Source organism: Gordonia hankookensis (assembly GCF_014673215.1).
Taxonomy (GTDB): Bacteria; Actinomycetota; Actinomycetes; order Mycobacteriales; family Mycobacteriaceae; genus Gordonia; species Gordonia hankookensis.
In genome coordinates this window covers 92,393-117,697 of sequence record NZ_JACWMS010000001.1, presented here as the reverse complement: position 1 = coordinate 117,697, position 25,305 = coordinate 92,393, and the positions used below count along the sequence as shown (strand labels likewise).

The window sequence follows — 25,305 nt, the reverse complement described above, 5'->3', positions numbered from 1 at the left end:
GCACCCGACGACGCGCGGCCTGTACAGCGTTCAGGAAACCTGTACAGTGTCCAGGACGCCGTCAGCCCGAACGGCATCTCCCGATCTCGGAGGACATCGCCGTGGACGAGGCCGCCATCAGTCGTATCGATGCCGAGCATGTCTGGCATCCGTATGGCGCGATGCCTGCGGCAGGCATCGACCCGGCGCAGCCGCGTCCACTGGTGGTGCGGGGCGCGCAGGGGGTCCGGCTGGAATTGGGCGACGGTCGCACCGTCGTCGACGGGATGAGCTCGTGGTGGGCGGCGATTCACGGCTACCGCCATCCGGTTCTCGACTCCGCGGTGACCCGTCAGCTCGGGGCGATGTCACACGTGATGTTCGGCGGTCTGACCCACGAACCCGCCGCCAGGCTGGCACAGCTTCTCGCGTCGATCACCCCCGAGCCGCTCCAGAAGGTCTTCTTCTGCGACTCCGGTTCGGTGTCGGTGGAGGTGGCGGTCAAGATGGCGCTGCAGTACTGGCGCAGTCGCGGCCACGGGGAGCGGACCCGGCTGCTCACGTGGCGCGGTGGCTACCACGGCGACACGTTCACACCGATGAGCGTCTGCGACCCCGACGGCGGCATGCACTCGATGTGGACCGATGTCCTCACCGAGCAGGTCTTTGTGCCCGCGCCGCCTGCGGCGTTCGACGACGACTATGTCGGCGTTCTGAAATCCGCGGTCGAACGGCATCGCGACCGGCTGGCCGCCGTCATCGTGGAACCGGTCGTGCAGGGCGCGGGCGGGATGCGTTTCCACGATCCGCGCTACCTCGGCGAGCTGCGTCGCATCTGCGACCGTGCAGGCATCCTGCTGATCTTCGACGAGATCGCGACCGGATTCGGCCGCACGGGTGAACTGTTCGCGGCCGATCATGCCGGGGTCGCCCCGGACATCATGTGCTTGGGCAAGGCGCTGACAGGCGGATACCTGACCTTGGCGGCCACATTGTGCACGCCTGAGATCGCCGCGGTCATCAGTGCCGGGGAAGCGGGCGGGCTCGCGCACGGGCCGACCTTCATGGCGAATCCGCTGGCGTGCGCCGTCGCGGTCGCCGCGGTCGAACTGCTGCTCGATTCCCCGTGGCAGGAACGGGTGCAGGCGATCGAGAACCGGTTGCGGACGGGACTTGCCGACCTCGACGGTCGTACGGGGATCGTCGACGTCCGGGTACAGGGGGCCATCGGGGTCGTCCAGCTCGACCGGCCGGTGGACATCGCGGCCGCCACCGCGGCCGCCCTGGACGAGGGCGTATGGGTCCGGCCGTTCCGGGATCTCATCTACGTGATGCCCCCGTTCGTCTGCACCGACGACGACATCGACACCATCAGCCGGGGGGTACGCGCCGCCGCGCAGGCATGTCTGTCCACCGAGCTCGTCGCGGGAGCCATCCGATGACCACCACCGAGCTGCCGGATTCCGCGATCACGTCGGTCAGCGACGGCGACGACGCGCTGGCCTGGCTGGCCGACGAGGCCGCGCGTCTGCGCGCCGCCGGATTGCATCGCGAACCCGTTGTGCGAACCCCTGATCCGACGATGGTCAATGTGGCCTCCAACGACTACCTCGGCCTCTCCGGCCATCCGGCCGTCGTCGCCGGTGCCCACGCCGCGCTGGACACCTGGGGTGCCGGATCGACCGCGTCGAGGCTCGTCGTCGGGACCACCGAGCTCCACGTCGACCTCGAGGACGAACTCGCCGACTTCCTCGGTTTCCCTGCTGCGCTGGCCTTCTCGTCGGGCTATCTCGCCAACGTCGGGGCGATCACCGCGCTGGCCGGCCGGGGCGACCTGATCGTCAGCGACACGGGTACGCATGCGTCGCTGATCGATGGGTGCCGGCTGTCGCGGGCGCGGGTGGTGGTGACCGGTCGCGGTGACCACGCCGCGGTGCGTGCGGCCCTGCGTGAGCGGACCGAACAGCGGGCCCTGGTGGTCACCGATTCGGTCTACAGCATCGACGGCGAACCGGCGCCCGTCGCCGAGTTGTATTCGGCGGCCCGCGAACACGGCGCCGCATTGCTCGTCGACGAGGCGCACGCGCTCGGGGTGCGCGGACCGGGTGGTCGGGGACTGGTCGCCGAGCGCGGACTCTCGGGGGCTCCGGATCTGGTGGTCACGACGGTGCTGTCCAAATCGTTGGGCGCGCAGGGCGGGGTGGTGCTCGGATCGGCGTTGCTGCGTTCACACCTGATCGATCGGGCGCGGACGTTCATCTTCGACACCGGGCTCAATCCGGCGGCGGTCGGTGCGGCGCGCGCCGCACTCGGGCTGCTCCGCTCGGATGCGGTGATGCCGGACCGACTGCGCGCCAACGCCGTCCGGCTCGCGGCCGCGATCGGTGTACCCGACCCGGCTGCTGCGGTCATCTCGTTGATCATCGGAGAACCACAAGCAGCGGTGGACGCCGCCGCGATCTGCCGGGATCGCGGAGTCCTCGTGGGCTGCTTTCGCCCGCCGTCGGTGCCCGCGGGCACTTCGCGACTGCGGCTGACGGTGCGGGCCGATCTCGACGGACCACTGATCGACCACGTCGCCGACGTGGTCATGGGCGCGCTGCGGGAGGTCGGGATCCGAGAGGGCGGGATCCGAGGGGGCGCCGAGCGATGACCGGACATGTCCTCGCGGTCACCGGCACGTCCACCGACGTCGGCAAGACCATCGTCACGGCTGCGTTGGTCGCGGCCGCTGCCGAGGCGGAATTGACCGCAGCCGTGTGCAAACCGGCACAGACCGGGGTCATGCCCGGGGAGCGCGGCGACCTGGCGGTGATCGACGAGTTGGCCGGTCCGCTCAGGACCGTCGAATGCGCTCGCTTTCCCGATCCGCTCGCGCCGGACACGGCCGCCCGGCGAGCCGGGATGGCTCAGCTCGATCCCGACGCCGTCTCGGCCGCCATCATCGCGATGTCCGCCGACCACGACGTCACCTTCGTGGAGGGCGCTGGTGGTGTCCTGGTCCGACTGGCCGACGGAGTGACCCTGCTCGATGTCGCGTCGGCCACCGATGCGGATGTGCTCGTCGTGGTTCCGCCGGGACTCGGTGCACTCAACCATGCCGAGCTCACCGTCGGTGCGATCGTTGCCCGCGGCCTGCGTCCGGCCGGCCTCGTGGTCGGCTCCTGGCCTGCCGACCCCGATCTCGCGATGACCTGTAACCGCACTGATCTGCCACGTGTCACCGGGGTGCCGATCGTCGGCGTGATCCCCGCAGGCGCGGGGGCTCTCGATCGGACGGAGTTCCGTCGCCGCGCGCCGTCGTGGATCGACACCGACTGGCTTCGGCGCGAGACCGCCCGCCCGCCGACAGCAACCGAATTCGCCTCGACAGCAACCGAATTCGCGCCGACAGCAACCGAGATTTCCGCGGCGGCACCGTCCGCCCACCCTGAGAGCCAGTCCACCGAAGGAGTTCACTCGTGACCCAGGCACCCGTCGTATCCGAACCGACAACCGGCGATATCCTCGACGTCGCGCGCGCACAGGTCCTCGACCGCGGGGAGCCGCTGAGCCGCGACCAGGTCCTCGAGGTGCTGCGGCTGCCCGAAGAGCGTCTGATCGAACTGCTGCAGCTGGCCCACGATGTCCGGATGCGGTGGTGCGGCCCCGAGGTCGAGGTCGAGGGCATCATCTCGCTCAAGACCGGCGGCTGCCCCGAGGATTGCCACTTCTGTTCGCAGTCCGGCCTCTTCGCGTCGCCCGTGCGCAGCGCGTGGATCGACATCCCGTCGCTCGTGGAGGCCGCCAAGCAGACCGCGAAGACCGGCGCCACCGAGTTCTGCATCGTCGCGGCGGTCCGCGGGCCCGACAAGCGGCTGCTGAGCCAGGTCGCGGCAGGCATCGAGGCGATCCGCAACGAGGTCGACATCCAGATCGCCTGCAGCCTCGGCATGCTCACCCAGGAGCAGGTGGATCAGCTCAAGGACATGGGCGTCCACCGGTACAACCACAATCTGGAGACGGCCCGCAGCCATTTCCCGAATGTGGTGACGACCCACACCTGGGAGGAGCGCTGGGACACGCTGCGGATGGTCCGCGACGCCGGTATGGAGGTCTGCTGCGGCGGCATCCTCGGCATGGGGGAGAGCCTGGAGCAGCGCGCTGAGTTCGCCGCCGACCTCGCGTCGCTGGAGCCCGACGAAGTACCCCTCAACTTCCTCAACCCGCGCCCGGGCACCCCCTTCGGCGACCTCGACGTCCTGCCGGCCTCGGAGGCGCTGCGGTCGGTCGCGGCGTTCCGTCTCGCGCTGCCGCGCACGATCCTGCGGTTCGCGGGTGGTCGCGAGATCACACTCGGCGATCTCGGCGCCCAGCAGGGCATCCTCGGCGGCATCAACGCCGTCATCGTCGGCAATTACCTCACCACGCTGGGCCGACCGGCCGAAGACGACCTCGATCTCCTGTCGGATCTGTCGATGCCGATCAAAGCACTCAACGACAGCATCTAGGCTCGACGACGTGACGTCTCCGATGACGACGCCGGGGCCCTCGGGCATTCCGGACGCGCTGCATGAGATCCCGGGCCCCCTGGCCCAGCCCTGCCGGTTCGGTGTCCACACCGGACTCGAGCTCGAACTGGAGTCGGCCGATGCGGTGCCGACGGCCGCCCGGATGGGGCTGGAACCACCCCGGTTCTGCGGGCAGTGTGGTCGACGCATGGTGGTGCAGGTACGTCCGGACGGATGGGGTGCCCGGTGCTCCCGGCACGGGACGATCGATTCGACCGAACTGGGCCTGCGATGACCGACGCCGGACGCGGGCGTGCCGTCGGGCCACTGATCGCGGTGATCGGTGTGGTGGTCCTGCTCGGTTCGGTGGTCGGGATGATCTGGGCGGAGGTGACCCCGGCGATGTCGGGCCGGGTGGTCGATGCCGACTCGGCGCTCATCCCGGCAGGTGAGTTCCCGGAGGAGTTCGCGGGCGTCGGAACATTCGCGCTGCTCTTGTTCGGCTATGGGGTGGTCGCGGTGGTGATCGCATGGTTCGCGAGTCGTCGGTGGCGGGGCCCGCTGGGATTCGGCGCCGTGGTGATCTCGACGGTGATCGGCTCGCTCCTCGCGGCCTGGGTCGGCACGATGGTGGCCGACTGGCGTTTCGACGACCCGAGGTCGTCGCCGGTGGGCTCGACCTTCGAGGTGGTCCCGGACCTGTGGCTCGACGGTGCCGTGCGGGGTGGGATCGCCGGTCCTTGGGTCCTGTTCGTGAGCGCGCCGCTGGCCGCATCGCTGGTCTATCTCGGTCTCGCGCTCGCCTCGCGCCACGGTGACCTGGGCGTCGGGGACCTGCTCGACGCACGCAGCGAGGAGCAGCTGCGGCCCACGGCTCAGCCGATGTGAGCTGTCACCTCGCCATTCATCGCCGTGGCGAGCGTCTCCACCGAGACATCCAGGACCCGGCTGAGTGCCACGACGGTCGCGAACGACGGCGTCAGCAGCCGGCCGGTTTCGATCTTGCGCAGCGTCTCCGGGGAGATCCCCGCCGCACCTGCCACCTCATGCGTCGTGCGGTTGCCGCGAGAGTCGCGCAGCAGCGCCCCGAGCCTGCGGCCGGCGGCGATCTGCTCTGCGGTCAGTGGTGCACGAACCATGAGCACACTCTAGCGACCTCGGTATGAAAATACCGACCGCGTTCCGTAGGGTGGTATTCAAATACCGCAGGAGCTGGATGCAGGAGGCCGCAGTGATCGAACTCAAGTCACCGGAAGAGGTTGCGGCGATGCGGGTGACCGGGCGGTTCATCGCGGAGCTGCTCGACGACCTGGCCGGTCGTGCGCAGATCGGTGTCGACCTGCTCGATCTCGAGATGCGTGCGCGTCAGCTGATCGAAGAGCGTGGTGCCGTCTCCTGCTACTGGGACTACGAGCCGTCCTTCGGTCGCGGGCCGTTCCGAAACGTCATCTGCCTCTCGGTCAACGACGCCGTGTTGCACGGCCTGCCGCATCACCACGTCCTCGCCGACGGCGACGTGCTCAGCATGGACATCGCCGTGGCGATCGACGGCTGGGTGGCCGACTCGGCGCGCACGGTGATCGTCGGGACCCCGCGCAGTGACGACGAGCGTCTGGTCGAGACGACCAGAGCGGCTCTGGTGGCCGGTATCGCCGCGGCCCGGGCGGGCAATCGCCTCGGCGACATCTCCGCCGCCATCGGCGAGATCTGCACGTCCCGCGGCTATCTCGTGAACACCGAGTTCGGCGGGCATGGGCTGGGTCGCACCATGCATGAGGACCCGCATGTCCCCAATCTCGGGCGCGCCGGGCACGGGATGCGGCTGCGTCCCGGGCTCACCCTGGCGCTGGAACCCTGGCTCGCTCAGCGCACGTCGCAGATCGTCTATGACCCCGACGGCTGGACGATCCGGTCCGCCGACGGCTCACGCACGGCCCACAGCGAACACACGATCGCGATCACCGACGGCGACGCCGAGGTGTTGACAGCCCTCTGACGTCGGCGCCGTGTCCGCGTCGGCGACGGACTGGGTGCAGCAGATGATCGGCTCCGGCACGATCCGACCTCGGGTGAACTCAATCGGTTGGGTACCGCGGACGATCCGTACCGGGCTCGAGGCCGTCCTGGGTTCTTCTCGTCGATGACGGGGCCGTGGTCACATAGGCGGTCGAAGGGTCGCGAACTCGTCGGTGACCCGTAATCGGGTGTCGGCGAACGCGTAGAGGGCAGGCGGGCGTCCACCGGACCGTCCGGTTTTGCCGACCGTGCCGGTCGCGACCACCACGGCGCGGCGGCTGAGGATGCGGAGGAGATTCGTCGTGTCGACCGGGTAACCCAGTGCCGCACAATAGATCTCGGACAGTTTCGACATCGGGAAACGGGTCGGGGCCAGCGCGAAGGCGATGTTGGTGTAGGACAGCTTGGCGGCCAGCCGATGCCGCGCCGCGGCGACGATGTCGCCATGGTCGAAGGCGAGGTGCCCGAGCGCATCGACGCCGTGCCAGGCCGCCGTCTCGGGAAGTGATGCCTGCACGTCGCTTCGAACCAGTCCGAGGTAGGTCGACGCGATGGTGCGCACATCGGGAACCCGATGGGGAGCGGAGAACACGGCCAGCTGTTCGAGGTGGGCGATGTTTCCGGACCCGACCTTGTCGGCGACGAGTCGTCGCGCACTGGTCTGGAGGGTTTCGTCGTCCGCCACATCGCCACCCGGCAGCGACCAGGTGCCCGCGGTGGCCGCCTTCTCGAGGAGGACGCACAGTGCGGGTGCCGATTCCGGCCCCACCTCGCGCACCTGGAAGACCGCGGTCAGCACCTCGACTCGGACGCCCGACGGTGCCTGGACGGCGGTGGGCGTCGACGGCTGGGGCGGTGGCATGGCGTCGATTGTATGGGTGGTCGGACCGCCTGCCTGCCCGTCGCCACGCCGTGGCTCAGAGTTCGTCGAGAGCGAGAATCCCGTCTTGGATGGCGCGTGCGGCCAGCGCCGCCTTCGTGCGGGCGGTCCGTTCGACCGCCGTGTACTTGGCCCGGATGCGCGTGAGGTGGGTGTTCACCGTGCCGATCGAGATCGAGAGTTCCTCCGCCACGCAGATCTTCGAATCGGTCAGCAGCCACGTGCGGAGCACCTGGATCTCGCGGTCGGTGAGGCCGGGGCGTCTGCGCGTCGGATTCTCGGGATGCGGACGCAGCGCCGGCGACGATGACCGCGGTGCAGGCGTGACCGTGAGTGACGTCGATGTGCCGGCGGGAATCGGGGTGGTGCTCGGAATCAGCCGCATGTGCGAACGCCCGTTCCGCCCGTCGGTCGGGTGGGGTCGTTGCACCGAGTGAGCGTTGGGGATCACGTGGGCCGCTGATGGCGTGACCGGCATCGCGACGGGCTGGCCGGGGAGTGGCATCCGCCGGGCGGCCAGGCGGGCGAGGGCGGCTTCACGACGTTGTGCGGCCGCATCCGCGCGGCCGGTGCCGGGCGGAATCGGCCGGGGGCCGGTCGATACGGGGGCAGGGCTCAAGCTCTCGGAGGGGGAGACGGTCATCGCGTTGCTCGCAATCTGGTCCGGGGCCGCGGTCTGGACTGGCCGGATGAGGTCTGTACACGGCCGACGCTAAGGTTCGGCGCGCGCGAGCGAACGCGTAGTGGACTACTCGAATTGCGGCAGGGAATGCCGCAGATGTGACCGGTGTTACGATGGACAGCGTTTTCGATCACCAGTCGAAAACCCGGCTCGGCCGCATGACCCGTGCACCGAGCGTGACCGGTAGAGGAGTGGCAGATGAGCATCACCAGCGATCGTCCGGCCGCGGCGAGCGCCGACCTGGGTCTGATGGATGCCGTGTGGACCGACGGACCCGGTGGGTACACCGGCGTGGAGCCGACACCCGAATGGGCCGACGAGGTTCGACGGCTTGCCCGCGCCCGCAACGCGACGCTGCTCGCCCACAATTACCAGCTCCCCGCGATCCAGGACGTCGCCGACCACGTCGGCGACTCGCTCGCCCTCTCGCGGATCGCCGCCGAGGTGGACGCCGACGAGATCATCTTCTGCGGCGTGCATTTCATGGCCGAGACCGCGAAGATCCTCAGCCCCGACAAGCGGGTGCTGATCCCGGACGCCCGCGCCGGATGTTCTCTCGCGGACTCCATCACCGCCGACGAGCTGCGTGAATGGAAGTCCGAGTTCCCCGACGCCGTGGTGGTCTCCTATGTGAACACGACCGCGGAGGTGAAGGGTCTCACCGACATCTGCTGCACGTCGTCGAACGCCGTGGACGTCGTCGCATCGATCGATCCCGACCGTGACGTGTTGTTCCTCCCGGACCAATTCCTCGGGGCGCACGTCAAGCGCGAGACCGGCCGCGACAACATCCACATCTGGGCGGGCGAATGTCACGTCCACGCGGGGATCAACGGCGATGAACTGGCGCAGCAGGCGAGTTCACACCCGGACGCCGATCTCTTCATCCACCCCGAGTGCGGGTGCGCCACGTCGGCGCTCTACCTCGCCGGTGAGGGGTTCGTGCCGGAGGACAAGGTCAAGATCCTCTCCACCGGCGGAATGCTCGATGCCGCGCGCGAGACCGGCGCCAAGCAGGTCCTGGTGGCCACCGAGATCGGCATGCTGCACCAGCTCCGCAAAGCTGCGCCGGCAGTCGATTTCCAAGCCGTCAACGACCGCGCGTCATGCCCGTACATGAAGATGATCACCCCGGCCGCGTTGCTTCGTTCGCTCCGTGAGGGCCGCGACGAGGTCCATGTCGCGCCCGACGTCGCCGAGCGTGCGCGCAAGAGCGTCGAGCGGATGATCTCGATCGGGAATCCCGGTTCCGGTGAGTGAGGCATTCGTCGGTCAGGTCCGGGCCGCTGCAGACCTGGACCTGACCATCACCGACGAGGTCCGGGCACTGATCAGGACCGCTCTCGACGAGGACCTGCGTCACGGACCCGACGTGACGACATCGGCGACCGTCCCGGACGGCGCGCGCAGCGATGCGGCCGTCGTCAGCAGGGCCGACGGCGTGATCGCCGGGGTCCCGGTGGTTGTCGCGGTGTTCGACGAGGTGATCGGTGCAGGCGCCTATGAGGTGACGGCCGCTGTGCCCGATGGTGCCACGGTCGGCCCCGGCGATGTGGTGCTGCGCGTGCATGCGCCCACCGGCGCACTCCTCACCGCCGAGCGGACGGCGCTCAATCTGGTGTCGCATCTCTCCGGCATCGCCACCGCCACCGCCCGCTGGGTGGCCGCGGTCGAGGGGACCGACGCCAAGGTGCGCGATTCGCGGAAGACATTGCCGGGCATGCGGTATCTGCAGAAGTACGCAGTGCGCGCAGGCGGCGGCGTCAATCACCGGATGGGCCTCGGCGATGCCGCCCTCATCAAGGACAACCACGTGGTCGCCGCCGGCTCGGTGAGCGCGGCGTTGAGTGCCGTGCGGGCGGCGGCTCCCGACCTCCCCGTCGAGGTGGAGGTCGACTCACTGGCGCAGCTCGACGAGGTGCTGCCGCTGGAACCGCAGCTGGTGCTGCTCGACAACTTCGCCTTGTGGGAGACGCAGATGGCGGTGCAGCGTCGCAACACGCGGTCGCCGCAGACGAAGCTCGAGAGTTCCGGTGGGCTCTCACTCGACATGGCCGCCGACTATGCACGGACCGGTGTCGACTATCTCGCCGTCGGTGCACTGACCCATTCGGTCACCGTGCTCGACCTCGGGCTCGACATCCCGGCTCGCTGATCCCGATCGCCACGGGCGCGCGGTCCGGGCCGAAGTGATCGTTCTCTGCGGTCGAACGATATCCAGCCGCGCTCGCGCAACTCTTCCATCAGCTTGGCGATTGCCTCGTTCTCCCATGCGGACCTCTCACCGGTCCATGCGGTCGGAACCCGGAGCAGTTCGCCGATATCGAAGGCGTCGCCCCGGAGTGGTCCGATCGCCTCGCGCCACGTCGGGTTCTCGGCGTGGACTCGTTGCCAGAATGCGATGTGGACCGCGAGTGCGAGCCCGAGACCGTCGAGGGTGACGTCGTCGTCGACGACGACGGCGAAGGTCTCCTCGACCAGCGGATGGTGGCGACGACGCCGGTGTGGCGCGAACGTCTCGCGCCATGCGACGTACTCGCTGCCGCCGATCTCACCGCGACTCACCGAGGGTGGTGAGTGGCCGAGATGGAAGCCGCTGCCATTCGGGCAGCGATAGACATGGACCCGCCGCATCGAGTAGCGCCGCGCCGCCCGCCGCGCCGCCGAACGACTCACAAAGGTGCTCTTGCCGCAGCGGCCGCACGGTTGTCCGGTTTCCGCGCCGGTATTCGCTTTGACCACCCCGTGCCGCCCTTCGTCCGTCCAGTGAGGTCGAACAATAAGTCGGTGTACCGACATGTTGGGCGGCCGGAATCGCGGCGGACGGCCACCGTGTGAAAACCACTTCTCCCGACCCCATAAACTGGTTGTGACGTGTGCGCATGGTGCGCACCCTCCCCAGCTCACAGGAGAACCCGATGCTCGCCCGAACCGACCTGCGCGGTGCCACCCCGACGCTCGCCGAATTGCGTCGTGCGCTGCCGCGCGGGGGCACCGACGTCAATGCCGTCCTCGACACGGTGGCGCCGGTGGTTCACGAGATCGCCGAGCGCGGGGTCGATGCCGCCCTCGAGTTCGGCGCCAGGTTCGACGGTGTCCGGCCGACCTCGGTCCGTGTCCCTGCCGCGGTGATCGCCGACGCACTGGCGCGACTCGACCCGACGGTCGCCGACGCGTTGCGCGAATCGATCACCCGGGCCCGCAAGGTCCACGCCGATCAGCGTCGCGAGACCTCCCGCACGCAGGTGGTCGATGGTGGGGTCGTCAGCGAGAAGTGGATCCCGGTGCGGCGCGTCGGCCTGTACGTGCCCGGTGGCAACGCGGTCTACCCGTCGTCGGTGATCATGAACGTGGTGCCCGCCCAGGAGGCGGGTGTCGGTTCGCTGGTGATCGCCTCGCCGCCGCAGAAGGACTTCGGCGGATGGCCGCACCCGACCATCCTGGCCGCGTGTGCGCTGCTCGATGTCGAGGAGGTGTGGGCGGTCGGCGGTGCACAGGGCGTGGCCCTGCTCACCTACGGCGGGACCGACACCGACGCCGCCGACGACCCGGGGGCCGTCCTGGACCCGGTCGACCTCATCACCGGACCGGGCAACATCTACGTGACCGCCGCCAAGCGGTTGTGTCGCGGCGTCGTCGGCATCGACTCCGAGGCGGGGCCGACCGAGATCGCCATCCTCGCCGACGACAGCGCCGACGCAGGCATCCTGGCGTCCGACCTGATCAGTCAGGCCGAGCACGACGTCCTCGCTGCCTCGGTGCTCGTGACCGACAGCGCCGACCTCGCCGACGCCGTGGACACCGCCCTCGATGCGCAGGTCGCGACCACCAAGCACCGCGAGCGCGTGACCACCGCGCTGTCGGGCAAGCAGTCCGGCATCGTGCTGGTGGACGATCTCGAGGCCGGTCTGGCCGTCGTGGACGCGTACGCCGCCGAGCACCTCGAGATCCAGACCCGCGACGCGGCGGCGGTGGCCGACCGGGTGCACAACGCAGGCGCGATCTTCGTCGGCCCCTATGCGCCGGTCAGTCTGGGCGACTACTGCGCCGGGTCCAATCACGTTCTCCCGACGTCGGGTTCGGCACGTTTCGCCTCGGGCCTGTCGGTACAGACCTTCCTCAAGGGCGTGCACGTCATCGACTACGACGAGGCAGCCCTGCGTGACGTCGCGGATCAGGTGGTGACCCTCGCCGACGCCGAAGACCTGCCGGGTCACGGTGACGCCGTGAAGCAGCGGTTTGCCGGAGGTGGGCGATGAGTGCGCCCGACAAGCTGATCCCCGGCTCCGGCATCAGCGTCGACGATCTGCCGCTGCGCGACAACCTCCGTGGCAAGAGTGCTTATGGCGCACCGCAACTCGAGGTTCCGGTGGTCCTCAACACCAACGAGAACCCGCACCCGCCGTCGGCGGCGCTGATCGACGACGTCGCCGAGTCGACGCGTGTCGTGGCAGCGGCGCTGCACCGGTATCCGGACCGCGACGCCGTCGCCCTGCGGAGCGATCTCGCGGACTATCTCTCGACCGCGACCGGTGTGTCCCTGGGCGTCGAGAACCTCTGGGCGGCCAACGGTTCCAACGAGATCCTCCAGCAGCTGCTGCAGGCCTTCGCGGGCCCCGGGCGCAGTTCACTCGGGTTCGTGCCCTCGTACTCGATGCACCCGATCATCTCGGACGGCACCGACACCACATGGCTCGCCGCGCATCGCGCCGCCGATTTCGGCCTCGACATCGATTACGCGGTCGCCGAGGTCGAGGCACGGCGACCCGACGTGGTGTTCGTGACGTCGCCCAACAACCCGACCGGCGGTTCGGTGACCCCCGACGATCTCCGGCGCATCGTCGAGGCGGCGCCCGGCATCGTGATCGTCGACGAGGCGTACGGCGAGTTCTCCGATCGGCCCAGCGCGGTCGAGCTCATCGACGAGTTCCCGGCCAAGGTCGTCGTCAGCCGGACCATGAGCAAGGCGTTCGCGTTTGCCGGCGGGCGCCTTGGCTACCTGGCCGCCGCGCCCGCGATCGTCGAGGCGCTGCTCCTGGTCCGCCTGCCGTACCACCTGTCGGTGCTCACCCAGGCCGCCGCCCGCGCCGCGCTGCGGCATCGCGACGACACGCTCGCGGGTGTCGCCGCGATCATCGCCGAACGCAGACGCGTCGCGCAGGAACTGTCCGCCGCCGGCTTCCGGGTCGTGGATTCCGATGCCAACTTCCTGCTGTTCGGTCATTTCACCGATGCACCGGCGAGTTGGCAACGCTATCTCGACCACGGCGTGTTGATCCGAGACGTCGGGATCGCCGGCCACCTGCGTGTCACCATCGGGCTGGCAGCCGAGAACGACGCCTTCCTCGACGTCAGCCGGACGCTCGCGTCTACAGATCTGGAGAATGGGTAAGTGACCACCGCACAGCCGCCTGATGAAGACCCCCGTCGCTCCGCTCGCACGGCACGCGTCGAACGAACCACCAGGGAGTCGTCGATCACCGTCGAGTTGAACCTCGACGGCACCGGCGTCACCCATATCTCGACCGGTATCGCGTTCTTCGACCACATGCTCACCGCCTTCGGTCAGCACGGCAGCTTCGACCTCACCGTCGAGGCGAAAGGCGACGTCGAGGTCGAGGGGCACCACACCATCGAGGACACGTCGATCGTGCTCGGCCAGGCGTTGGGTCAGGCGCTCGGCGACAAGAAGGGCATCCGGCGGTTCGGCGATGCCTGGATACCGATGGACGAGACCCTCGCGCACGCGGCCGTCGACGTGTCGGGGCGACCCTACTGCGTGCACACCGGTGAACCCGAGCACCTGCTCACCGCGGTGATCGGCGGATATCCGGGCGTGCCGTATTCGACCGTGATCAACCGTCACGTCTTCGAGGCGATCGCACTCAACGCTCGCATCGCTCTGCATGTGCGAGTGCTGTACGGGCGAGATCAGCACCACATCACCGAGGCCGAGTTCAAGGCGGTGGCCCGCGCGTTGCGTGCTGCGACCGAGAATGATCCGCGGGTGAGTGGTGTGCCGTCCACCAAGGGAGCGCTCTGATGGGGCGCACCCGATGAGCGGTGCACCCGCAGTCGCCGTACTCGACTACGGATCGGGCAATCTGCGGTCGGCGCAGCGTGCGCTCGAACGGGCCGGGGCCGAGGTGACGGTCACCGACGATCGCGACATCGCAACCAACTGCGACGGTCTGGTGGTCCCCGGGGTGGGCGCCTTCGCCGCCTGCATGGAGGGGCTCAACGCGGTCAAGGGCCACCGCATCATCGACCAGCGCCTGGCCGGCGGGCGACCGGTACTCGGCATCTGCGTCGGCATGCAGATCCTGTTCGAGCGCGGTGTCGAGTTCGGCGTCGAGGCGCAGGGCTGTGGCGAGTGGCCCGGTACCGTCAGCCGGCTCCCCGCCGAGGTGCTCCCGCACATGGGCTGGAACACGGTGGACGCGGCGGCCGGCACGACGCTGTTCGACGGTCTGGATTCCGATACCCGTTTCTACTTCGTGCACTCCTACGCCGTTCAGGACTGGAGTATGGACACCGACGGTTCGCGGATCGATCCGCCCAAGCTGACCTGGGCCACACATGGCGGCCCGTTCCTTGCGGCGGTCGAGAACGGCGCACTCGCTGCGACCCAGTTCCACCCGGAGAAGTCCGGGGATGCCGGCGCGCACCTGCTCCGCAACTGGGTCCGGTCCCTGGCATGAACGTCGACGACACCCGATTCTCCTACGGCAAGCTGGTCCTGTACTCGCTCGGCGCGGGTGTCGTCGTACTGCTGGTGTCCATCCCGGTGATCCTGCTGGTGGCGCAGTGGTCACCCATCGCAGGCCTGGTCATCGCGCTGATCGCGGTGCTGGCGATGATCTGGGTGATCGGCGGCGTCTCCCGGCGCATGATCGCCCGCGCCGAGCATGAGATCCTGGCCGCGCGCTCTGACCGGCCCCATACGTCCGATCCGACAGACAGGAACACATCCACCGATGGGTAACACCCTTGAACTCCTCCCCGCCGTCGACGTCGCCGACGGGCAGGCCGTCCGACTCGTCCAAGGCGCGGCAGGCACCGAGACCTCATACGGTTCGCCGCGGGAGGCCGCGCTGGCCTGGCAGACCGACGGGGCCGAGTGGATCCATCTGGTCGACCTCGACGCCGCGTTCGGACGCGGCAACAACCGTGAACTGCTCGCCGATGTCGTCGGCGAACTCGACGTGAAGGTCGAACTCTCCGGCGGTATCCGCGACGATGACTCCCTCTCCGCTGCGCTCGGAACCGGTTGCACCCGCGTGAATCTCGGCACGGCTGCGCTGGAGAACCCGGAGTGGTGCGCACGGGCGATCGAACGCTACGGCGACCGGATCGCGGTCGGGCTCGACGTCATCCGAGAAGGGGAGTCCTACCGTCTGCGTGGTCGCGGCTGGGTCACCGACGGCGGCGACCTGTGGGAGGTTCTCGAGCGCCTCGACCGCGACGGTTGTGCACGGTACGTCGTCACCGACGTCTCCAAGGACGGCACACTGGCCGGGCCGAATCTGGAGCTGCTGGGGGAGGTCGCCGCGGCCACGTCGGCACCGGTCGTCGCCTCCGGCGGGGTGTCGGCCCTCGACGACCTGGTCGCGATCGCCGGACTCGTCGACCGCGGCGTGGAAGGGGCGATCGTCGGCAAGGCCCTCTACGCCGGCCGGTTCACGCTGCCGCAGGCCCTGTCCGCCGTTGCCGGGAAGTAGTCACCGGGAAGTGATGGACCACTCACGACTGCTGGACACGGCGAGCACCATCCTCGACTCGGTGTCCGCCGAGTTCGTGGCCGGGCTCGGTGCTCCGAGCGCAGTCACCAAGGGCCCCACGGACTTTGCCACACAGGTCGACCTCGATCTGGAACGGCGGATCGCCGGTGAACTCGCCGACCGCACCCAGATCCCCGTTCACGGTGAGGAATTCGGTGGGCCGTCGGTCACCGAGGGAGCCGTCTGGGTGCTCGATCCGGTCGACGGCACCTACAACTACTCGACAGGTGTCCCACTGGCGGGCATCCTGCTCGGCCTGCTCGTCGACGGCGACCCGGTCCTCGGGCTGACCTGGCTGCCGCTGTTGGGACGTCGGTACGCCGGTCACGTCGACGGCCCGCTCCTCGTCGACGGCGAGCCCATGCCACCGCTGGTCCCGGTCGACCTGCAGACCTCGGCCATCGCCTACGGTCCGTTCAACGAACGGGCGAAGGGGCGTTATCCCGGTGCACGCCGCGTCGATGTCCTCCGGGCGTTGAGTTCTCGGGTCGCCCGTTTGCGGATGACGGGCAGCACGGGCGTCGACATGGCCTACACCGCCGCGGGGATCTTCGGCGGCGCAATTGCTTTCGGCCGCCACGCGTGGGACAACGCGGCGGGTGCGGCACTGGTTCGCGCCGCCGGCGGGGTTGCGACCGACCTCGCAGGCCAACCGTGGACGGCCGCGTCGCCGTCGCTGGTGTGCGCCGCCCCAGGGCTGCATGCGGAACTGATGACGGTCATCGACGGCGTGGTCGGCGACGAATGGGGTTCACAGCCCACCAATGCCACCAACCCAGAGGACTCAGGAGGTCGCCGATGACTGTTGCGGTGCGAGTGATCCCTTGTCTCGACGGTGTTGTCGGGGCCGTCTCGACCGGGAGGACTGTTCGATGACTGTTGCGGTGCGAGTCATCCCTTGTCTCGACGTGGACGACGGGCGGGTCGTCAAGGGAGTCAACTTCCAGAACCTGCGCGACGCAGGCGACCCCGTCGAACTCGCGGCCCGCTATGACGGCGAGGGGGCCGACGAACTGACCTTCCTCGACGTCACGGCGTCGAGTTCGGGCCGGTCGACGATGATCGAGGTCGTCAAACGGACGGCGGATCAGATCTTCATCCCGCTGACCGTGGGGGGAGGGATCCGGACCGTCGACGACGTCGACACCATGCTGAGGGCAGGCGCGGACAAGGTCAGCGTCAACACCGCGGCGATCGCGCGTCCCGAGGTGCTCGCCGAGATGAGCCGTCGGTTCGGATCGCAGTGCATCGTGTTGTCGGTGGATGCGCGAACCGTTCCGGACGGCGACGAACCCACACCGTCGGGATGGGAGGTCACCACCCATGGAGGCCGCCGCGGCACCGGTATCGACGCCGTCGAGTGGGCCCGGCGCGGGCAGGAACTCGGCGTCGGTGAGATCCTGCTGAACTCGATGGATGCCGACGGCACCAAGCGGGGCTTCGATCTGCGCATGCTGGCCGCGGTCCGCGCAGAGGTCGACGTCCCGGTGATCGCAAGTGGCGGCGCCGGCGCGATCGCCGACTTCGCGCCCGCCGTGGCGGCCGGCGCCGACGCGGTTCTGGCTGCGTCGGTGTTCCACTTCGGAGAGCTGACCATTCCCGACGTGAAGGCCGCGATGGCGGCCGAGGGAATCATCGTCCGTTGACGCGACGTTCCCCGTACGCACTCGACAACACGACAGGACCCCGAAGATGGCTCTCGACCACGACATCGCCGCCCGCCTGAAACGCAACGACGACGGGTTGTTCGCAGCGATCGCCCAGGAACGCGAGACCGGCACCGTCCTGATGATGGCGTGGATGGACGACGCCGCGCTCGAACAGACTCTGGCAACCCGACGGGCCACCTACTATTCGCGCTCCCGTCAGCAGTACTGGGTGAAGGGCGAGACCAGCGGCCACACCCAATTCGTGCACGATGTCCGGCTCGACTGCGACGGAGACACCGTGCTGTTGGTGGTCGACCAGGTCGGCGCCGCCTGCCACACGGGTAATCACAGTTGTTTCGACACCCCCTCACTGCCGTTCGCGGCATCCGACGCACCCCCGGCGGGGGAGGCATCTGCCGGCGGCGGGGGACAATGAACGCGACCAGTCGAGAAGAAAGGCGGTGACGGCGCCGATGCCATTGATCCAGATCTCGCAGACCCCGGGCCTGTCCGACCGGGTCAAACGGGAGACCATCGCGGCGGTGACCGATGCCTACGCGAAGGCGACCGGTAAGAATCCCGACTCGGTGTGGGTGACCATCACCGAGATTCCCCGGCAGCAGTGGGGCGTCGGCGGCGAGCCGCTGGGATGAGCCCCGACACGACCACACTCGCGGAGTTCCTCGACCTCGCGGCCGATCACCGCGTCGTCCCCGTCACCCGCAAGGTGCTCGCCGACTCCGAGACGCCCTTGTCGGCGTACCGGAAGCTCGCAGGCGACCGGGAGGGCACCTTCCTGCTGGAGTCGGCGGAGAACGGCCGCTCCTGGTCGCGCTGGTCGTTCATCGGTGTGCAGTCGCCCTCGGCGCTCACCGTCGTCGACGGTGAGGCCCGCTGGTGGGGCGAGGTCCCCACCGGTGCGCCCGACGGGGGCGACCCGGTCGAGGCGCTGGCCGAGTCGTTGCGCCTGCTGGCCACCGATCCGTTCCCTGACATGCCACCGCTGACCGGTGGTTTCGTCGGATTCTTCGCCTACGACATGGTGCGCCGGCTCGAGCGGCTCCCGGAGACCACCACCGACGACCTCGGACTGCCGGACATGATGATGCTGCTGGCGACCGACCTCGCCGCTGTCGATCACCACGAGGGCACCATCACCTTGATCGCCAACGCGGTGAACTGGGACGGCTCATCCGAGCGGGCCGAGCAGGCATATCACGACGCGGTCGCGCGGCTCGACCGCATGACCCAGGCCCTGGCCGCCCCGTCACCGTCCACGGTGTCGCATTTCGACCGTCCGACGCCGGAGTACCGGTCACAACGGACGCTCGCGGAGTACAGCGAGATCGTCACGACCCTCGTCGGTGAGATCGAAGCGGGCGAGGCGTTCCAGGTGGTTCCGTCGCAGCGATTCGAGATGGAGACCGAGGCCGATCCGGTCGACGTCTACCGGGTGCTGCGCGCGTCCAATCCGAGTCCGTACATGTATCTCCTTCGGATGCCCGGTCACGACGGTGCCGGCAGTGGTCCGTTCACCATCGTCGGCAGCAGCCCCGAAGCGCTCGTCACCGTGTCCGACGGAGTGGCGACCACCCATCCCATCGCAGGGACGCGCTGGCGCGGTGCCACCGAGGAAGAGGATCAGCTCCTCGCCAAGGGCCTGGTGGAAGACGAGAAGGAGAACGCCGAGCATCTGATGCTCGTCGATCTGGGCCGTAACGACCTCGGTCGGGTCTGCCGCCCCGGCACGGTCAAGGTCGGCGATTACCGCCATGTCGAGCGGTACAGCCATGTCATGCATCTCGTCTCGACGGTGTCGGGGACGCTGCGCGAGGACAAACACGCGCTCGACGCGGTCACCGCGTGTTTCCCGGCGGGCACGCTCACCGGCGCACCGAAGGTGCGTGCCATGGAACTCATCGACGAACACGAGCTGACGCGGCGCGGCCTCTATGGCGGGATCGTCGGGTATCTGGATTTCGCCGGCAACGCTGACACCGCGATCGCGATCCGCACCGCGCTGATGTCGGGCGGGCGTGCCTTCGTACAGGCAGGCGGCGGCGTGGTCGCCGACAGCGAACCCGAATACGAGTACAACGAGGCGCGCAACAAGGCGACCGCCGTCCTCAACGCGGTCGCCGCGGCCGGCACCATGCGCCGCGTCGGATCGGACGCCGACGACGGGGTCACCGTGGAGAGCGGGACCCGATGAACGCGCCGACTCCCTCGAGCACCGATCCGGCGGCCGCCGCGAAGTCGTTCATGCGGCGACGCCAGATGCTCGCCGCCATCCTGCTGGCGCTCGCGGCACTGGCCTTCTGGTCGGCGTCTCGGTTGGTGTGGTGCCGGGTACTCGCCGCGGACGGACTGGCCCCGGCACGGGATTTCGACGTCAAGGGTTCGGACTGGAGTCCGTGGCTGACACCACTCGCGCTGGTTCTTCTCGCGGCCATCCTCGCAGCGTTCTCGGTGCGCGGCTGGGGTCTACGCGTGATCGCGATACTCGTCGCGGCGGGCGGTGTCCTCGCTGCCATCCCCGCCATCTCACTGATGACCGGTGGTGCCGACTCGGGTTACGCCGCCGACGCCGCCAATCTTCCCGGCCGTTTCCAGGTACTGCTGATCACCACCAACTCCTGGGCGGCGGTGGTCGCGCTCGCCGGCACCGTGTGTGCGGTCCTGGCAGGCGTGCTCCTGCTCCGGGTGGCCGGTGGGGCCGGGATGTCGTCGAAGTACAAGAGCCCAGGCGCGCGGCGAGCGGAACTGGAGCGTCAGATCTTCGCCGAGCACGAGCGCACCACCGGTGCCACAACCGGCACCGCGACCACCGGTGACACGGCGTCCGACGACGCCTCACGGGCGGATGGGCGTAACGAAGGACCCGCCGCGAACGAACGCATGATGTGGGACGCACTCGACACCGGGATCGATCCCACCGATGTCCCGGAGACCCCTGCGGACGACGGCCGTGAGCGGCCAACCCGGCCACAGGACGATTCGGGCACCGGTCTACCCTGAGAGCACACGAACATCGAAAGGGGGCCCACACGTCGTGAGTACGCCGACTGTCCTCGACTCCATCCTCGAGGGAGTGAAAGCTGACGTCGCCGCGCGTGAAGCCGTGGTCGACTACGCGGCGATCAAGGCGGCGTCCGTGCAGGCTCCCGAACCCATCGATGCCATGGCCGCGTTCAACAAGCCGGGCATCGGGGTCATCGCCGAGGTGAAGCGCGCCAGCCCGTCCAAGGGCGATCTGGCGACCATCGCCGATCCCGCCGAACTCGCCGCCGCCTATGAGGCCGGTGGCGCTCGCATCATCAGCGTGTTGACCGAGCAGCGACGCTTTCGCGGGTCGCTCGCTGATCTCGACAGTGTGCGCGCAGCGGTGAACATCCCGGTGCTGCGCAAGGACTTCATCGTCGGGCCCTATCAAATCCATGAGGCCCGCGCCCACGGTGCCGACGTGATCCTGCTGATCGTCGCGGCACTCGAGCAGAACGTCCTCGCGTCGTTGCTCGACCGCACCGAGAGTCTCGGCATGACCGCACTCGTCGAGGTGCACACCGAGGAAGAGGCCGATCGCGCGCTCGAGGCAGGTGCCTCGGTGGTGGGTGTCAACGCACGCAATCTGAAGACCCTCGAAGTCGACCGCGACTCCTTTGCCCGCATCGCTCCCGGACTGCCGACCCGGGTGATCCGGGTTGCCGAATCCGGCGTTCGCGGCACCGCCGACCTGCTGGCCTATGCAGGTGCAGGTGCAGATGCGGTGCTCGTCGGTGAGGGCCTCGTCACCAGTGGCAACCCGCGGGCTGCCGTCTCCGAGTTGGTCACCGCCGGGACGCACCCTTCCTGCCCGAAACCGGTTCGCTGACGGCATTTCCGCCCGCTGACCCCGATAGCCGACGACAAGAGACCGTGAGCGCGAATACCGATTCTCCCAACGTTCCCTACCCGGCCATGAGCGTCGGGCTCACCACGCGTACATCGATCGAACCCGACGAGAGCGGCCATTTCGGTGTCTACGGCGGACGGCACGTCCCCGAGGCATTGATGGCGGTGATCGACGAGGTCACCACGACGTACCAGAAACTGCGTCGCGACGACGACTACCTTGCCGAGCTCGACCGGTTGCAGCGGGACTACACCGGACGGCCGTCGCCGCTGTACGAAGCGGCGCGACTTCGTGAAGATGCCGGCGGCGCAAGGCTTTTCCTCAAGCGTGAGGATCTGAACCACACCGGCTCGCACAAGATCAACAATGTGCTCGGACAGGCATTGCTGGCGCAGCGCATGGGCAAGTCACGGGTGATCGCCGAGACCGGCGCCGGTCAGCACGGTGTCGCCACCGCGACCGCCTGCGCATTGCTCGGTCTCGAATGCGTCGTCTACATGGGCCGGGTCGACACCGATCGGCAGGCCCTGAACGTGGCCCGGATGCGGCTCCTCGGCGCCGAGGTGATCGCTGTCGACAACGGGTCGGCGACCCTCAAGGATGCCATCAACGAGGCGATGCGCGACTGGGTGACCAACGCGCACAACACTTATTACTGCTTCGGTACGGCGGCCGGGCCGCATCCGTTCCCTGCGATGGTCCGCGACTTTCAGCGTGTCGTCGGGTTGGAGGCGCGCGCGCAGATCCAGGAGCAGGTCGGGCGCCTGCCCGACGCTGTGGTCGCGTGTGTCGGTGGCGGTTCCAACGCGATCGGGATCTTCCATCCGTTCATCGACGACGCGAGCGTGCGACTCATCGGTTACGAGGCCGCGGGCGACGGTGTCGAGACAGGCCGGCACGCCGCGACTTTCACCGGCGGAACACCGGGTGCGTTCCAGGGGGCCTATTCCTACCTGTTGCAGGACGAGGATGGGCAGACCATCGAATCGCATTCGATCTCTGCAGGTCTCGACTATCCCGGCGTCGGACCCGAGCACGCGTATCTGAAGGACATCGGCCGCGCCGATTACCGGCCGATCACCGACACGGAGGCGATGGACGCGCTCGCGTTGCTGAGCCGGCGCGAGGGCATCATCCCGGCCATCGAGTCCGCGCACGCGGTTGCCGGTGCGCTCGAACTCGGCCGGGAACTCGGTGACGGCGCGATCATCGTCGTGAGCCTGTCCGGTCGTGGTGACAAGGACGTCGACACCGCAGCGGAATGGTTCCACCTGTTCGACAAGCCCCCATCACAGGACGAGGCGGCGGCAGGCGGCGAACAGACAGGGGAGACGGTATGAGTGCCCAGGAAGCGGCCGCCGTGACCCACACGGCGCGCTCGAAGCTCGGCCCGACCTTCGCCCGATGCCGTGACGAGGGTCGTAGCGCCCTGATCGGATACCTGCCCGTGGGTTACCCCACGGTCGAGAAGTCGGTGGAGTATTTCCGAACGATGGTCGAGGCCGGCTGCGACATCATCGAGGTCGGCGTGCCGTACTCCGATCCGGTGATGGACGGACCAACCATCCAGGAGGCCGCCGACCTGGCGCTCGCCAACGGCGTGCGGGTCCGCGACGTCTTCACGGCCGTGGAGGCCATCGCCGCGGCAGGCGGCCAGGCCGTCGTCATGAGCTACTGGAATCCGGTGCTGCAGTACGGCGTGGACCGGTTCGCCCACGATCTGGCGAGCGCGGGCGGTGCCGGCCTGATCACCCCGAACCTCATTCCCGAGGAGGGCGCCGCCTGGGAGGCCGCGTCCGACGCACACGACCTCGACCGCATCTATCTCGTCGCGCCGTCATCGACAACCGAACGATTGGCCCTCACCGTCGATGCCTCGCGCGGGTTCGTCTACGCGGCCTCGACGATGGGTGTCACGGGCGCCCGTGACGCGGTGTCCGACGCCGCGCCGGAGCTGTGCGCGCGGGTGCGGGCGCACAGCGACATCCCGATCGGTGTCGGTCTGGGCGTTCGCAGCGGAGCGCAGGCCGCCGAGATCGCGAGTTACGCCGACGGCGTGATCGTTGGCTCGGCGCTCGTGTCGGCGGCCAAGGTCGGCACGACCGAGCTCGCGGCGCTGGTCGGCGAACTCGCCGAGGGCGTGCGTGCGGCGACTCCTGCCGGCTCGGCTCCACGCGGAGCATAAGCGTCCCACCGCCGGTCCACGGTCCGGATCGGTCGGTCGGTTAGGGTGGCAGCGTGACGGTGCCGACACCCCTTGCTGGGCCGACAACTCTCGACGGGACTGGATCCGCAGGATCGATGGTCCTGGCCTACCTCCCGAGCCCGCCGGAGGGCGTCTGGCATCTGGGACCGTTTCCCGTCCGCGCATACGCCCTCTGCATCATCGTCGGCATCATCGTCGCGGTCTGGTGGGGCAATCGCCGCTGGAAGGCCCGCGGCGGGCAAGAGGGTGAGGTCCTCGACGTCGCGATCTGGGCGGTGCCCTTCGGCCTCGTCGGCGGGCGGCTCTACCACGTGGCCACCGACTGGCAGACCTACTTCGGCGACGGCCCGAAGGAGCCGATCGACGCACTGAAGATCTGGGATGGCGGCCTGGGTATCTGGGGTGCCGTACTGCTCGGCGCGCTCGGCGCCTGGATCGGTGCGCGACGACACGGCATCCGGTTGCCCCCATTCGGGGACGCGCTCGCACCGGCCATCCTGCTGGCCCAGGCCATCGGCCGCCTCGGGAACTACTTCAACCAGGAGCTCTATGGTCGCGAGACGACCGTGCGGTGGGGCTTGAAGATCTACGAGCGCGTCGATGCGAACGGGGTCGCCGATCCCGGCCTGATCAGCGGTACCTCCAACGGCCATGTGGTTGCCATCGTGCATCCGACCTTCCTCTACGAGCTGCTGTGGAACGTCCTCGTGGTGATCCTGCTCGTCGTCGTCGACAGGCGTTTCCGGATCGGCCACGGACGTCTGTTCGCGCTGTATGTGGCCGGCTATTGCGTCGGCCGTTTCGGTGTCGAGCTGATGCGTTCCGATCCGGCCACCCACATCTTCGGAACCCGGATCAACGTGTTCACCGCGGTGCTGGTGCTCGCCTGTGCGGCAGCCTACTTCGTTCTCGCACCGCGCGGCCGTGAGCAGGGCCTGGAGATCTATCACCCGCAGCGGGCCGAAGAACTCGAGGAGCTCGGGGTCGCCGGTTACATCGACGACCGCTACGACGCAGACGCCGATGACGCTCGCGACAGCGGCGACGCGGACACGAGACGTGGCCGGGCCCGACGTGTGGCCGAGGAGCCCGGCGACAGTCCCGCCGAGGCCGCACTCGCGGCCGCGATCGCGCGCCACACGCCCCGGGCCGACGACGGGGAGCCGCTGACGGCGGAATCCTCCACCGAGGACTGGGTGCTCGAGTCGGAGGTAGGCGACGCGGACAGCACCACGGATGCCGCCGAGAGCACCGCCGAGGACGTCGACAGCACCACGGATGCCGCCGAGAGCACCGCCGACGACGCTGATGACAGCACCACGGATGCCGCCGAGAGCACCGCCGAGGACGTCGACAGCACCACGGATGTCGCCGACAGCACCGCCGAGGACGCTGACAGCACCACGGATGCCGCCGACAGCACCGCCGACGACGCTGACAGCACCACGGATGTCGCCAACGGCACCGCCGAGGACGCCAACGGCACCGCCGACGACGCCGACGGCACCCCCGACGACCCCGAACACACCTAGTCGGGCATCGACACTCCCGTCACGCGGAACGAACCCGTTCCGGTGCTGATCACAGCCGAGTACGCGGCACCCTCTGATTCGGTCCGATAGAGTGAAGATTCACGATGACCGGGATCAGCCCATCGAACTCGGTCACCGGATAACTGCTCCACGGGCCAGCGCTGTCCCTGAGGACATCGAGCATTGCGATTCGTCACC

29 protein-coding genes are annotated in these 25,305 nt (G+C 68.7%); 25 read left to right on the top strand and 4 right to left on the bottom strand.

All coding sequences use genetic code 11. The annotated features are described in order from the left end of the window. Positions 1-101: 101 nt before the first annotated feature. Genes IDF66_RS00555 through IDF66_RS00530 form a run of 6 tightly spaced genes read left to right on the top strand, consistent with a single transcriptional unit; the run spans position 102 to position 5,357 of the window. Complete coding sequence (locus IDF66_RS00555) at positions 102-1,421, top strand: adenosylmethionine--8-amino-7-oxononanoate transaminase (protein ID WP_190265388.1); 1,320 nt, start codon at positions 102-104, stop codon at positions 1,419-1,421. Then, positions 1,418-2,632 carry an 8-amino-7-oxononanoate synthase gene (locus IDF66_RS00550; RefSeq protein WP_190265387.1) on the top strand — a complete coding sequence of 405 codons (1,215 nt, stop codon included), beginning with the start codon at positions 1,418-1,420 and terminating at the stop codon, positions 2,630-2,632. Before IDF66_RS00555 ends, IDF66_RS00550 begins: the two co-directional genes overlap by 4 nt. Then, complete coding sequence (bioD, locus tag IDF66_RS00545) at positions 2,629-3,444, top strand: dethiobiotin synthase (RefSeq protein ID WP_190265386.1); 816 nt, start codon at positions 2,629-2,631, stop codon at positions 3,442-3,444. The genes IDF66_RS00550 and bioD overlap by 4 nt, the downstream gene beginning before the upstream one ends. Next, positions 3,441-4,469, top strand: a complete 1,029-nt coding sequence (gene bioB / locus IDF66_RS00540) for a biotin synthase BioB (protein WP_190265385.1) — start codon at positions 3,441-3,443, stop codon at positions 4,467-4,469. Before bioD ends, bioB begins: the two co-directional genes overlap by 4 nt. 22 nt (positions 4,470-4,491) lie before the next feature. Next, positions 4,492-4,764, top strand: coding sequence for a biotin synthase auxiliary protein BsaP (gene bsaP, locus IDF66_RS00535; RefSeq protein ID WP_164309520.1), 273 nt, complete (start codon positions 4,492-4,494; stop codon positions 4,762-4,764). Further along, complete coding sequence (locus IDF66_RS00530; RefSeq protein ID WP_190265384.1) at positions 4,761-5,357, top strand: DUF2567 domain-containing protein; 597 nt, start codon at positions 4,761-4,763, stop codon at positions 5,355-5,357. Before bsaP ends, IDF66_RS00530 begins: the two co-directional genes overlap by 4 nt. Here the strand turns inward: IDF66_RS00530 and IDF66_RS00525 are convergent. After that, positions 5,345-5,608, bottom strand: coding sequence for a helix-turn-helix domain-containing protein (locus tag IDF66_RS00525; protein ID WP_190265383.1), 264 nt, complete (start codon positions 5,606-5,608; stop codon positions 5,345-5,347). The two genes, IDF66_RS00530 and IDF66_RS00525, sit on opposite strands and share 13 nt — an antisense overlap. 92 nt (positions 5,609-5,700) lie before the next feature. On the opposite strand from IDF66_RS00525, the gene map reads away from it, so the two are divergent. Then, positions 5,701-6,465 carry a type I methionyl aminopeptidase gene (gene map, locus IDF66_RS00520; RefSeq protein WP_164309519.1) on the top strand — a complete coding sequence of 255 codons (765 nt, stop codon included), beginning with the start codon at positions 5,701-5,703 and terminating at the stop codon, positions 6,463-6,465. 159 nt (positions 6,466-6,624) lie between these two features. Here the strand turns inward: map and IDF66_RS00515 are convergent, their stop codons facing one another. Next, positions 6,625-7,347: an NUDIX hydrolase gene (locus IDF66_RS00515; protein WP_223309076.1), complete on the bottom strand. Its 723-nt coding sequence runs from the start codon at positions 7,345-7,347 to the stop codon at positions 6,625-6,627. A 55-nt stretch (positions 7,348-7,402) separates the two neighbouring features. Further along, positions 7,403-8,008, bottom strand: coding sequence for a response regulator transcription factor (locus IDF66_RS00510; protein ID WP_190265382.1), 606 nt, complete (start codon positions 8,006-8,008; stop codon positions 7,403-7,405). Between the two features lie 237 nt (positions 8,009-8,245). Between IDF66_RS00510 and nadA the strand changes: the two genes are divergently transcribed. Together nadA and nadC are read left to right on the top strand one after the other, a co-directional pair. After that, a complete protein-coding gene (gene nadA, locus IDF66_RS00505) occupies positions 8,246-9,307 on the top strand; it encodes a quinolinate synthase NadA (protein ID WP_190265381.1) in 1,062 nt (353 codons plus the stop codon). Next, on the top strand, positions 9,300-10,202 hold the full coding sequence (gene nadC, locus IDF66_RS00500; protein WP_190265380.1) for a carboxylating nicotinate-nucleotide diphosphorylase: 903 nt from the start codon (positions 9,300-9,302) through the stop codon (positions 10,200-10,202). The genes nadA and nadC overlap by 8 nt, the downstream gene beginning before the upstream one ends. Here nadC and IDF66_RS00495 read toward each other — a convergent pair. Then, positions 10,130-10,723, bottom strand: a complete 594-nt coding sequence (locus IDF66_RS00495; protein WP_190265379.1) for a hypothetical protein — start codon at positions 10,721-10,723, stop codon at positions 10,130-10,132. The two genes, nadC and IDF66_RS00495, sit on opposite strands and share 73 nt — an antisense overlap. A gap of 242 nt (positions 10,724-10,965) precedes the next feature. On the opposite strand from IDF66_RS00495, the gene hisD reads away from it, so the two are divergent. From hisD to lgt, 16 genes are all read left to right on the top strand, one after another. Continuing rightward, positions 10,966-12,306 carry a histidinol dehydrogenase gene (gene hisD, locus IDF66_RS00490; protein ID WP_164309518.1) on the top strand — a complete coding sequence of 447 codons (1,341 nt, stop codon included), beginning with the start codon at positions 10,966-10,968 and terminating at the stop codon, positions 12,304-12,306. Then, positions 12,303-13,439, top strand: coding sequence for a histidinol-phosphate transaminase (locus tag IDF66_RS00485; protein WP_164309500.1), 1,137 nt, complete (start codon positions 12,303-12,305; stop codon positions 13,437-13,439). Before hisD ends, IDF66_RS00485 begins: the two co-directional genes overlap by 4 nt. Beyond that, on the top strand, positions 13,440-14,090 hold the full coding sequence (gene hisB / locus IDF66_RS00480; RefSeq protein WP_164309499.1) for an imidazoleglycerol-phosphate dehydratase HisB: 651 nt from the start codon (positions 13,440-13,442) through the stop codon (positions 14,088-14,090). It begins immediately after the preceding gene. A gap of 13 nt (positions 14,091-14,103) precedes the next feature. Then, a complete protein-coding gene (gene hisH, locus IDF66_RS00475; RefSeq protein WP_190265378.1) occupies positions 14,104-14,748 on the top strand; it encodes an imidazole glycerol phosphate synthase subunit HisH in 645 nt (214 codons plus the stop codon). Further along, positions 14,745-15,032 (top strand): hypothetical protein, encoded by a 288-nt coding sequence (locus tag IDF66_RS00470; protein ID WP_190265377.1) that lies wholly within the window; start codon positions 14,745-14,747, stop codon positions 15,030-15,032. The genes hisH and IDF66_RS00470 overlap by 4 nt, the downstream gene beginning before the upstream one ends. After that, positions 15,025-15,768, top strand: coding sequence for a bifunctional 1-(5-phosphoribosyl)-5-((5-phosphoribosylamino)methylideneamino)imidazole-4-carboxamide isomerase/phosphoribosylanthranilate isomerase PriA (priA, locus tag IDF66_RS00465; protein ID WP_190265376.1), 744 nt, complete (start codon positions 15,025-15,027; stop codon positions 15,766-15,768). The genes IDF66_RS00470 and priA overlap by 8 nt, the downstream gene beginning before the upstream one ends. Before the next feature lie 13 nt (positions 15,769-15,781). Then, the gene (locus tag IDF66_RS00460; protein WP_190265375.1) at positions 15,782-16,630 is read left to right on the top strand and encodes an inositol monophosphatase family protein; all 849 of its coding nucleotides are present in this window, start codon (positions 15,782-15,784) and stop codon (positions 16,628-16,630) included. A gap of 70 nt (positions 16,631-16,700) precedes the next feature. Beyond that, positions 16,701-17,474, top strand: a complete 774-nt coding sequence (gene hisF, locus IDF66_RS00455; protein ID WP_164309494.1) for an imidazole glycerol phosphate synthase subunit HisF — start codon at positions 16,701-16,703, stop codon at positions 17,472-17,474. Between the two features lie 46 nt (positions 17,475-17,520). Next, complete coding sequence (hisI, locus tag IDF66_RS00450) at positions 17,521-17,913, top strand: phosphoribosyl-AMP cyclohydrolase (protein ID WP_190265374.1); 393 nt, start codon at positions 17,521-17,523, stop codon at positions 17,911-17,913. Between the two features lie 37 nt (positions 17,914-17,950). Next, entirely contained in the window at positions 17,951-18,130 is a 180-nt protein-coding gene (locus IDF66_RS00445; RefSeq protein WP_164309492.1) for a tautomerase family protein, read from the top strand. Continuing rightward, positions 18,127-19,689, top strand: a complete 1,563-nt coding sequence (locus tag IDF66_RS00440) for an anthranilate synthase component I (protein WP_223309075.1) — start codon at positions 18,127-18,129, stop codon at positions 19,687-19,689. The genes IDF66_RS00445 and IDF66_RS00440 overlap by 4 nt, the downstream gene beginning before the upstream one ends. Further along, the gene (locus IDF66_RS00435; RefSeq protein ID WP_190265372.1) at positions 19,686-20,495 is read left to right on the top strand and encodes a TIGR02234 family membrane protein; all 810 of its coding nucleotides are present in this window, start codon (positions 19,686-19,688) and stop codon (positions 20,493-20,495) included. Before IDF66_RS00440 ends, IDF66_RS00435 begins: the two co-directional genes overlap by 4 nt. 34 nt (positions 20,496-20,529) lie before the next feature. After that, positions 20,530-21,348: an indole-3-glycerol phosphate synthase TrpC gene (gene trpC, locus IDF66_RS00430; protein ID WP_164309489.1), complete on the top strand. Its 819-nt coding sequence runs from the start codon at positions 20,530-20,532 to the stop codon at positions 21,346-21,348. 86 nt (positions 21,349-21,434) lie between these two features. Then, the gene (trpB, locus tag IDF66_RS00425) at positions 21,435-22,709 is read left to right on the top strand and encodes a tryptophan synthase subunit beta (protein ID WP_190265371.1); all 1,275 of its coding nucleotides are present in this window, start codon (positions 21,435-21,437) and stop codon (positions 22,707-22,709) included. Continuing rightward, the gene (gene trpA / locus IDF66_RS00420) at positions 22,706-23,554 is read left to right on the top strand and encodes a tryptophan synthase subunit alpha (RefSeq protein WP_190265370.1); all 849 of its coding nucleotides are present in this window, start codon (positions 22,706-22,708) and stop codon (positions 23,552-23,554) included. The genes trpB and trpA overlap by 4 nt, the downstream gene beginning before the upstream one ends. A gap of 53 nt (positions 23,555-23,607) precedes the next feature. Further along, positions 23,608-25,107, top strand: a complete 1,500-nt coding sequence (lgt, locus tag IDF66_RS23735; RefSeq protein ID WP_317628531.1) for a prolipoprotein diacylglyceryl transferase — start codon at positions 23,608-23,610, stop codon at positions 25,105-25,107. The last annotated feature ends 198 nt before the right edge of the window (positions 25,108-25,305 follow it).

Coding starts and splice junctions, on each gene's coding strand:
- trpB (WP_190265371.1), top strand. CDS start 21,435: ATGAGCGTCGGGCTCACCACGCGTACATCGATCGAACCCGACGAGAGC.
- IDF66_RS00550 (WP_190265387.1), top strand. CDS start 1,418: ATGACCACCACCGAGCTGCCGGATTCCGCGATCACGTCGGTCAGCGAC.
- IDF66_RS00440 (WP_223309075.1), top strand. CDS start 18,127: ATGAGCCCCGACACGACCACACTCGCGGAGTTCCTCGACCTCGCGGCC.
- IDF66_RS00435 (WP_190265372.1), top strand. CDS start 19,686: ATGAACGCGCCGACTCCCTCGAGCACCGATCCGGCGGCCGCCGCGAAG.
- IDF66_RS00515 (WP_223309076.1), bottom strand. CDS start 7,347: ATGCCACCGCCCCAGCCGTCGACGCCCACCGCCGTCCAGGCACCGTCG.
- priA (WP_190265376.1), top strand. CDS start 15,025: ATGGGTAACACCCTTGAACTCCTCCCCGCCGTCGACGTCGCCGACGGG.
- IDF66_RS00530 (WP_190265384.1), top strand. CDS start 4,761: ATGACCGACGCCGGACGCGGGCGTGCCGTCGGGCCACTGATCGCGGTG.
- hisF (WP_164309494.1), top strand. CDS start 16,701: ATGACTGTTGCGGTGCGAGTCATCCCTTGTCTCGACGTGGACGACGGG.
- hisI (WP_190265374.1), top strand. CDS start 17,521: ATGGCTCTCGACCACGACATCGCCGCCCGCCTGAAACGCAACGACGAC.
- IDF66_RS00485 (WP_164309500.1), top strand. CDS start 12,303: ATGAGTGCGCCCGACAAGCTGATCCCCGGCTCCGGCATCAGCGTCGAC.
- trpA (WP_190265370.1), top strand. CDS start 22,706: ATGAGTGCCCAGGAAGCGGCCGCCGTGACCCACACGGCGCGCTCGAAG.
- IDF66_RS00510 (WP_190265382.1), bottom strand. CDS start 8,008: ATGACCGTCTCCCCCTCCGAGAGCTTGAGCCCTGCCCCCGTATCGACC.
- bsaP (WP_164309520.1), top strand. CDS start 4,492: ATGACGACGCCGGGGCCCTCGGGCATTCCGGACGCGCTGCATGAGATC.
- hisD (WP_164309518.1), top strand. CDS start 10,966: ATGCTCGCCCGAACCGACCTGCGCGGTGCCACCCCGACGCTCGCCGAA.
- IDF66_RS00445 (WP_164309492.1), top strand. CDS start 17,951: ATGCCATTGATCCAGATCTCGCAGACCCCGGGCCTGTCCGACCGGGTC.
- bioD (WP_190265386.1), top strand. CDS start 2,629: ATGACCGGACATGTCCTCGCGGTCACCGGCACGTCCACCGACGTCGGC.
- IDF66_RS00460 (WP_190265375.1), top strand. CDS start 15,782: ATGGACCACTCACGACTGCTGGACACGGCGAGCACCATCCTCGACTCG.
- IDF66_RS00470 (WP_190265377.1), top strand. CDS start 14,745: ATGAACGTCGACGACACCCGATTCTCCTACGGCAAGCTGGTCCTGTAC.
- IDF66_RS00525 (WP_190265383.1), bottom strand. CDS start 5,608: ATGGTTCGTGCACCACTGACCGCAGAGCAGATCGCCGCCGGCCGCAGG.
- nadA (WP_190265381.1), top strand. CDS start 8,246: ATGAGCATCACCAGCGATCGTCCGGCCGCGGCGAGCGCCGACCTGGGT.
- hisH (WP_190265378.1), top strand. CDS start 14,104: ATGAGCGGTGCACCCGCAGTCGCCGTACTCGACTACGGATCGGGCAAT.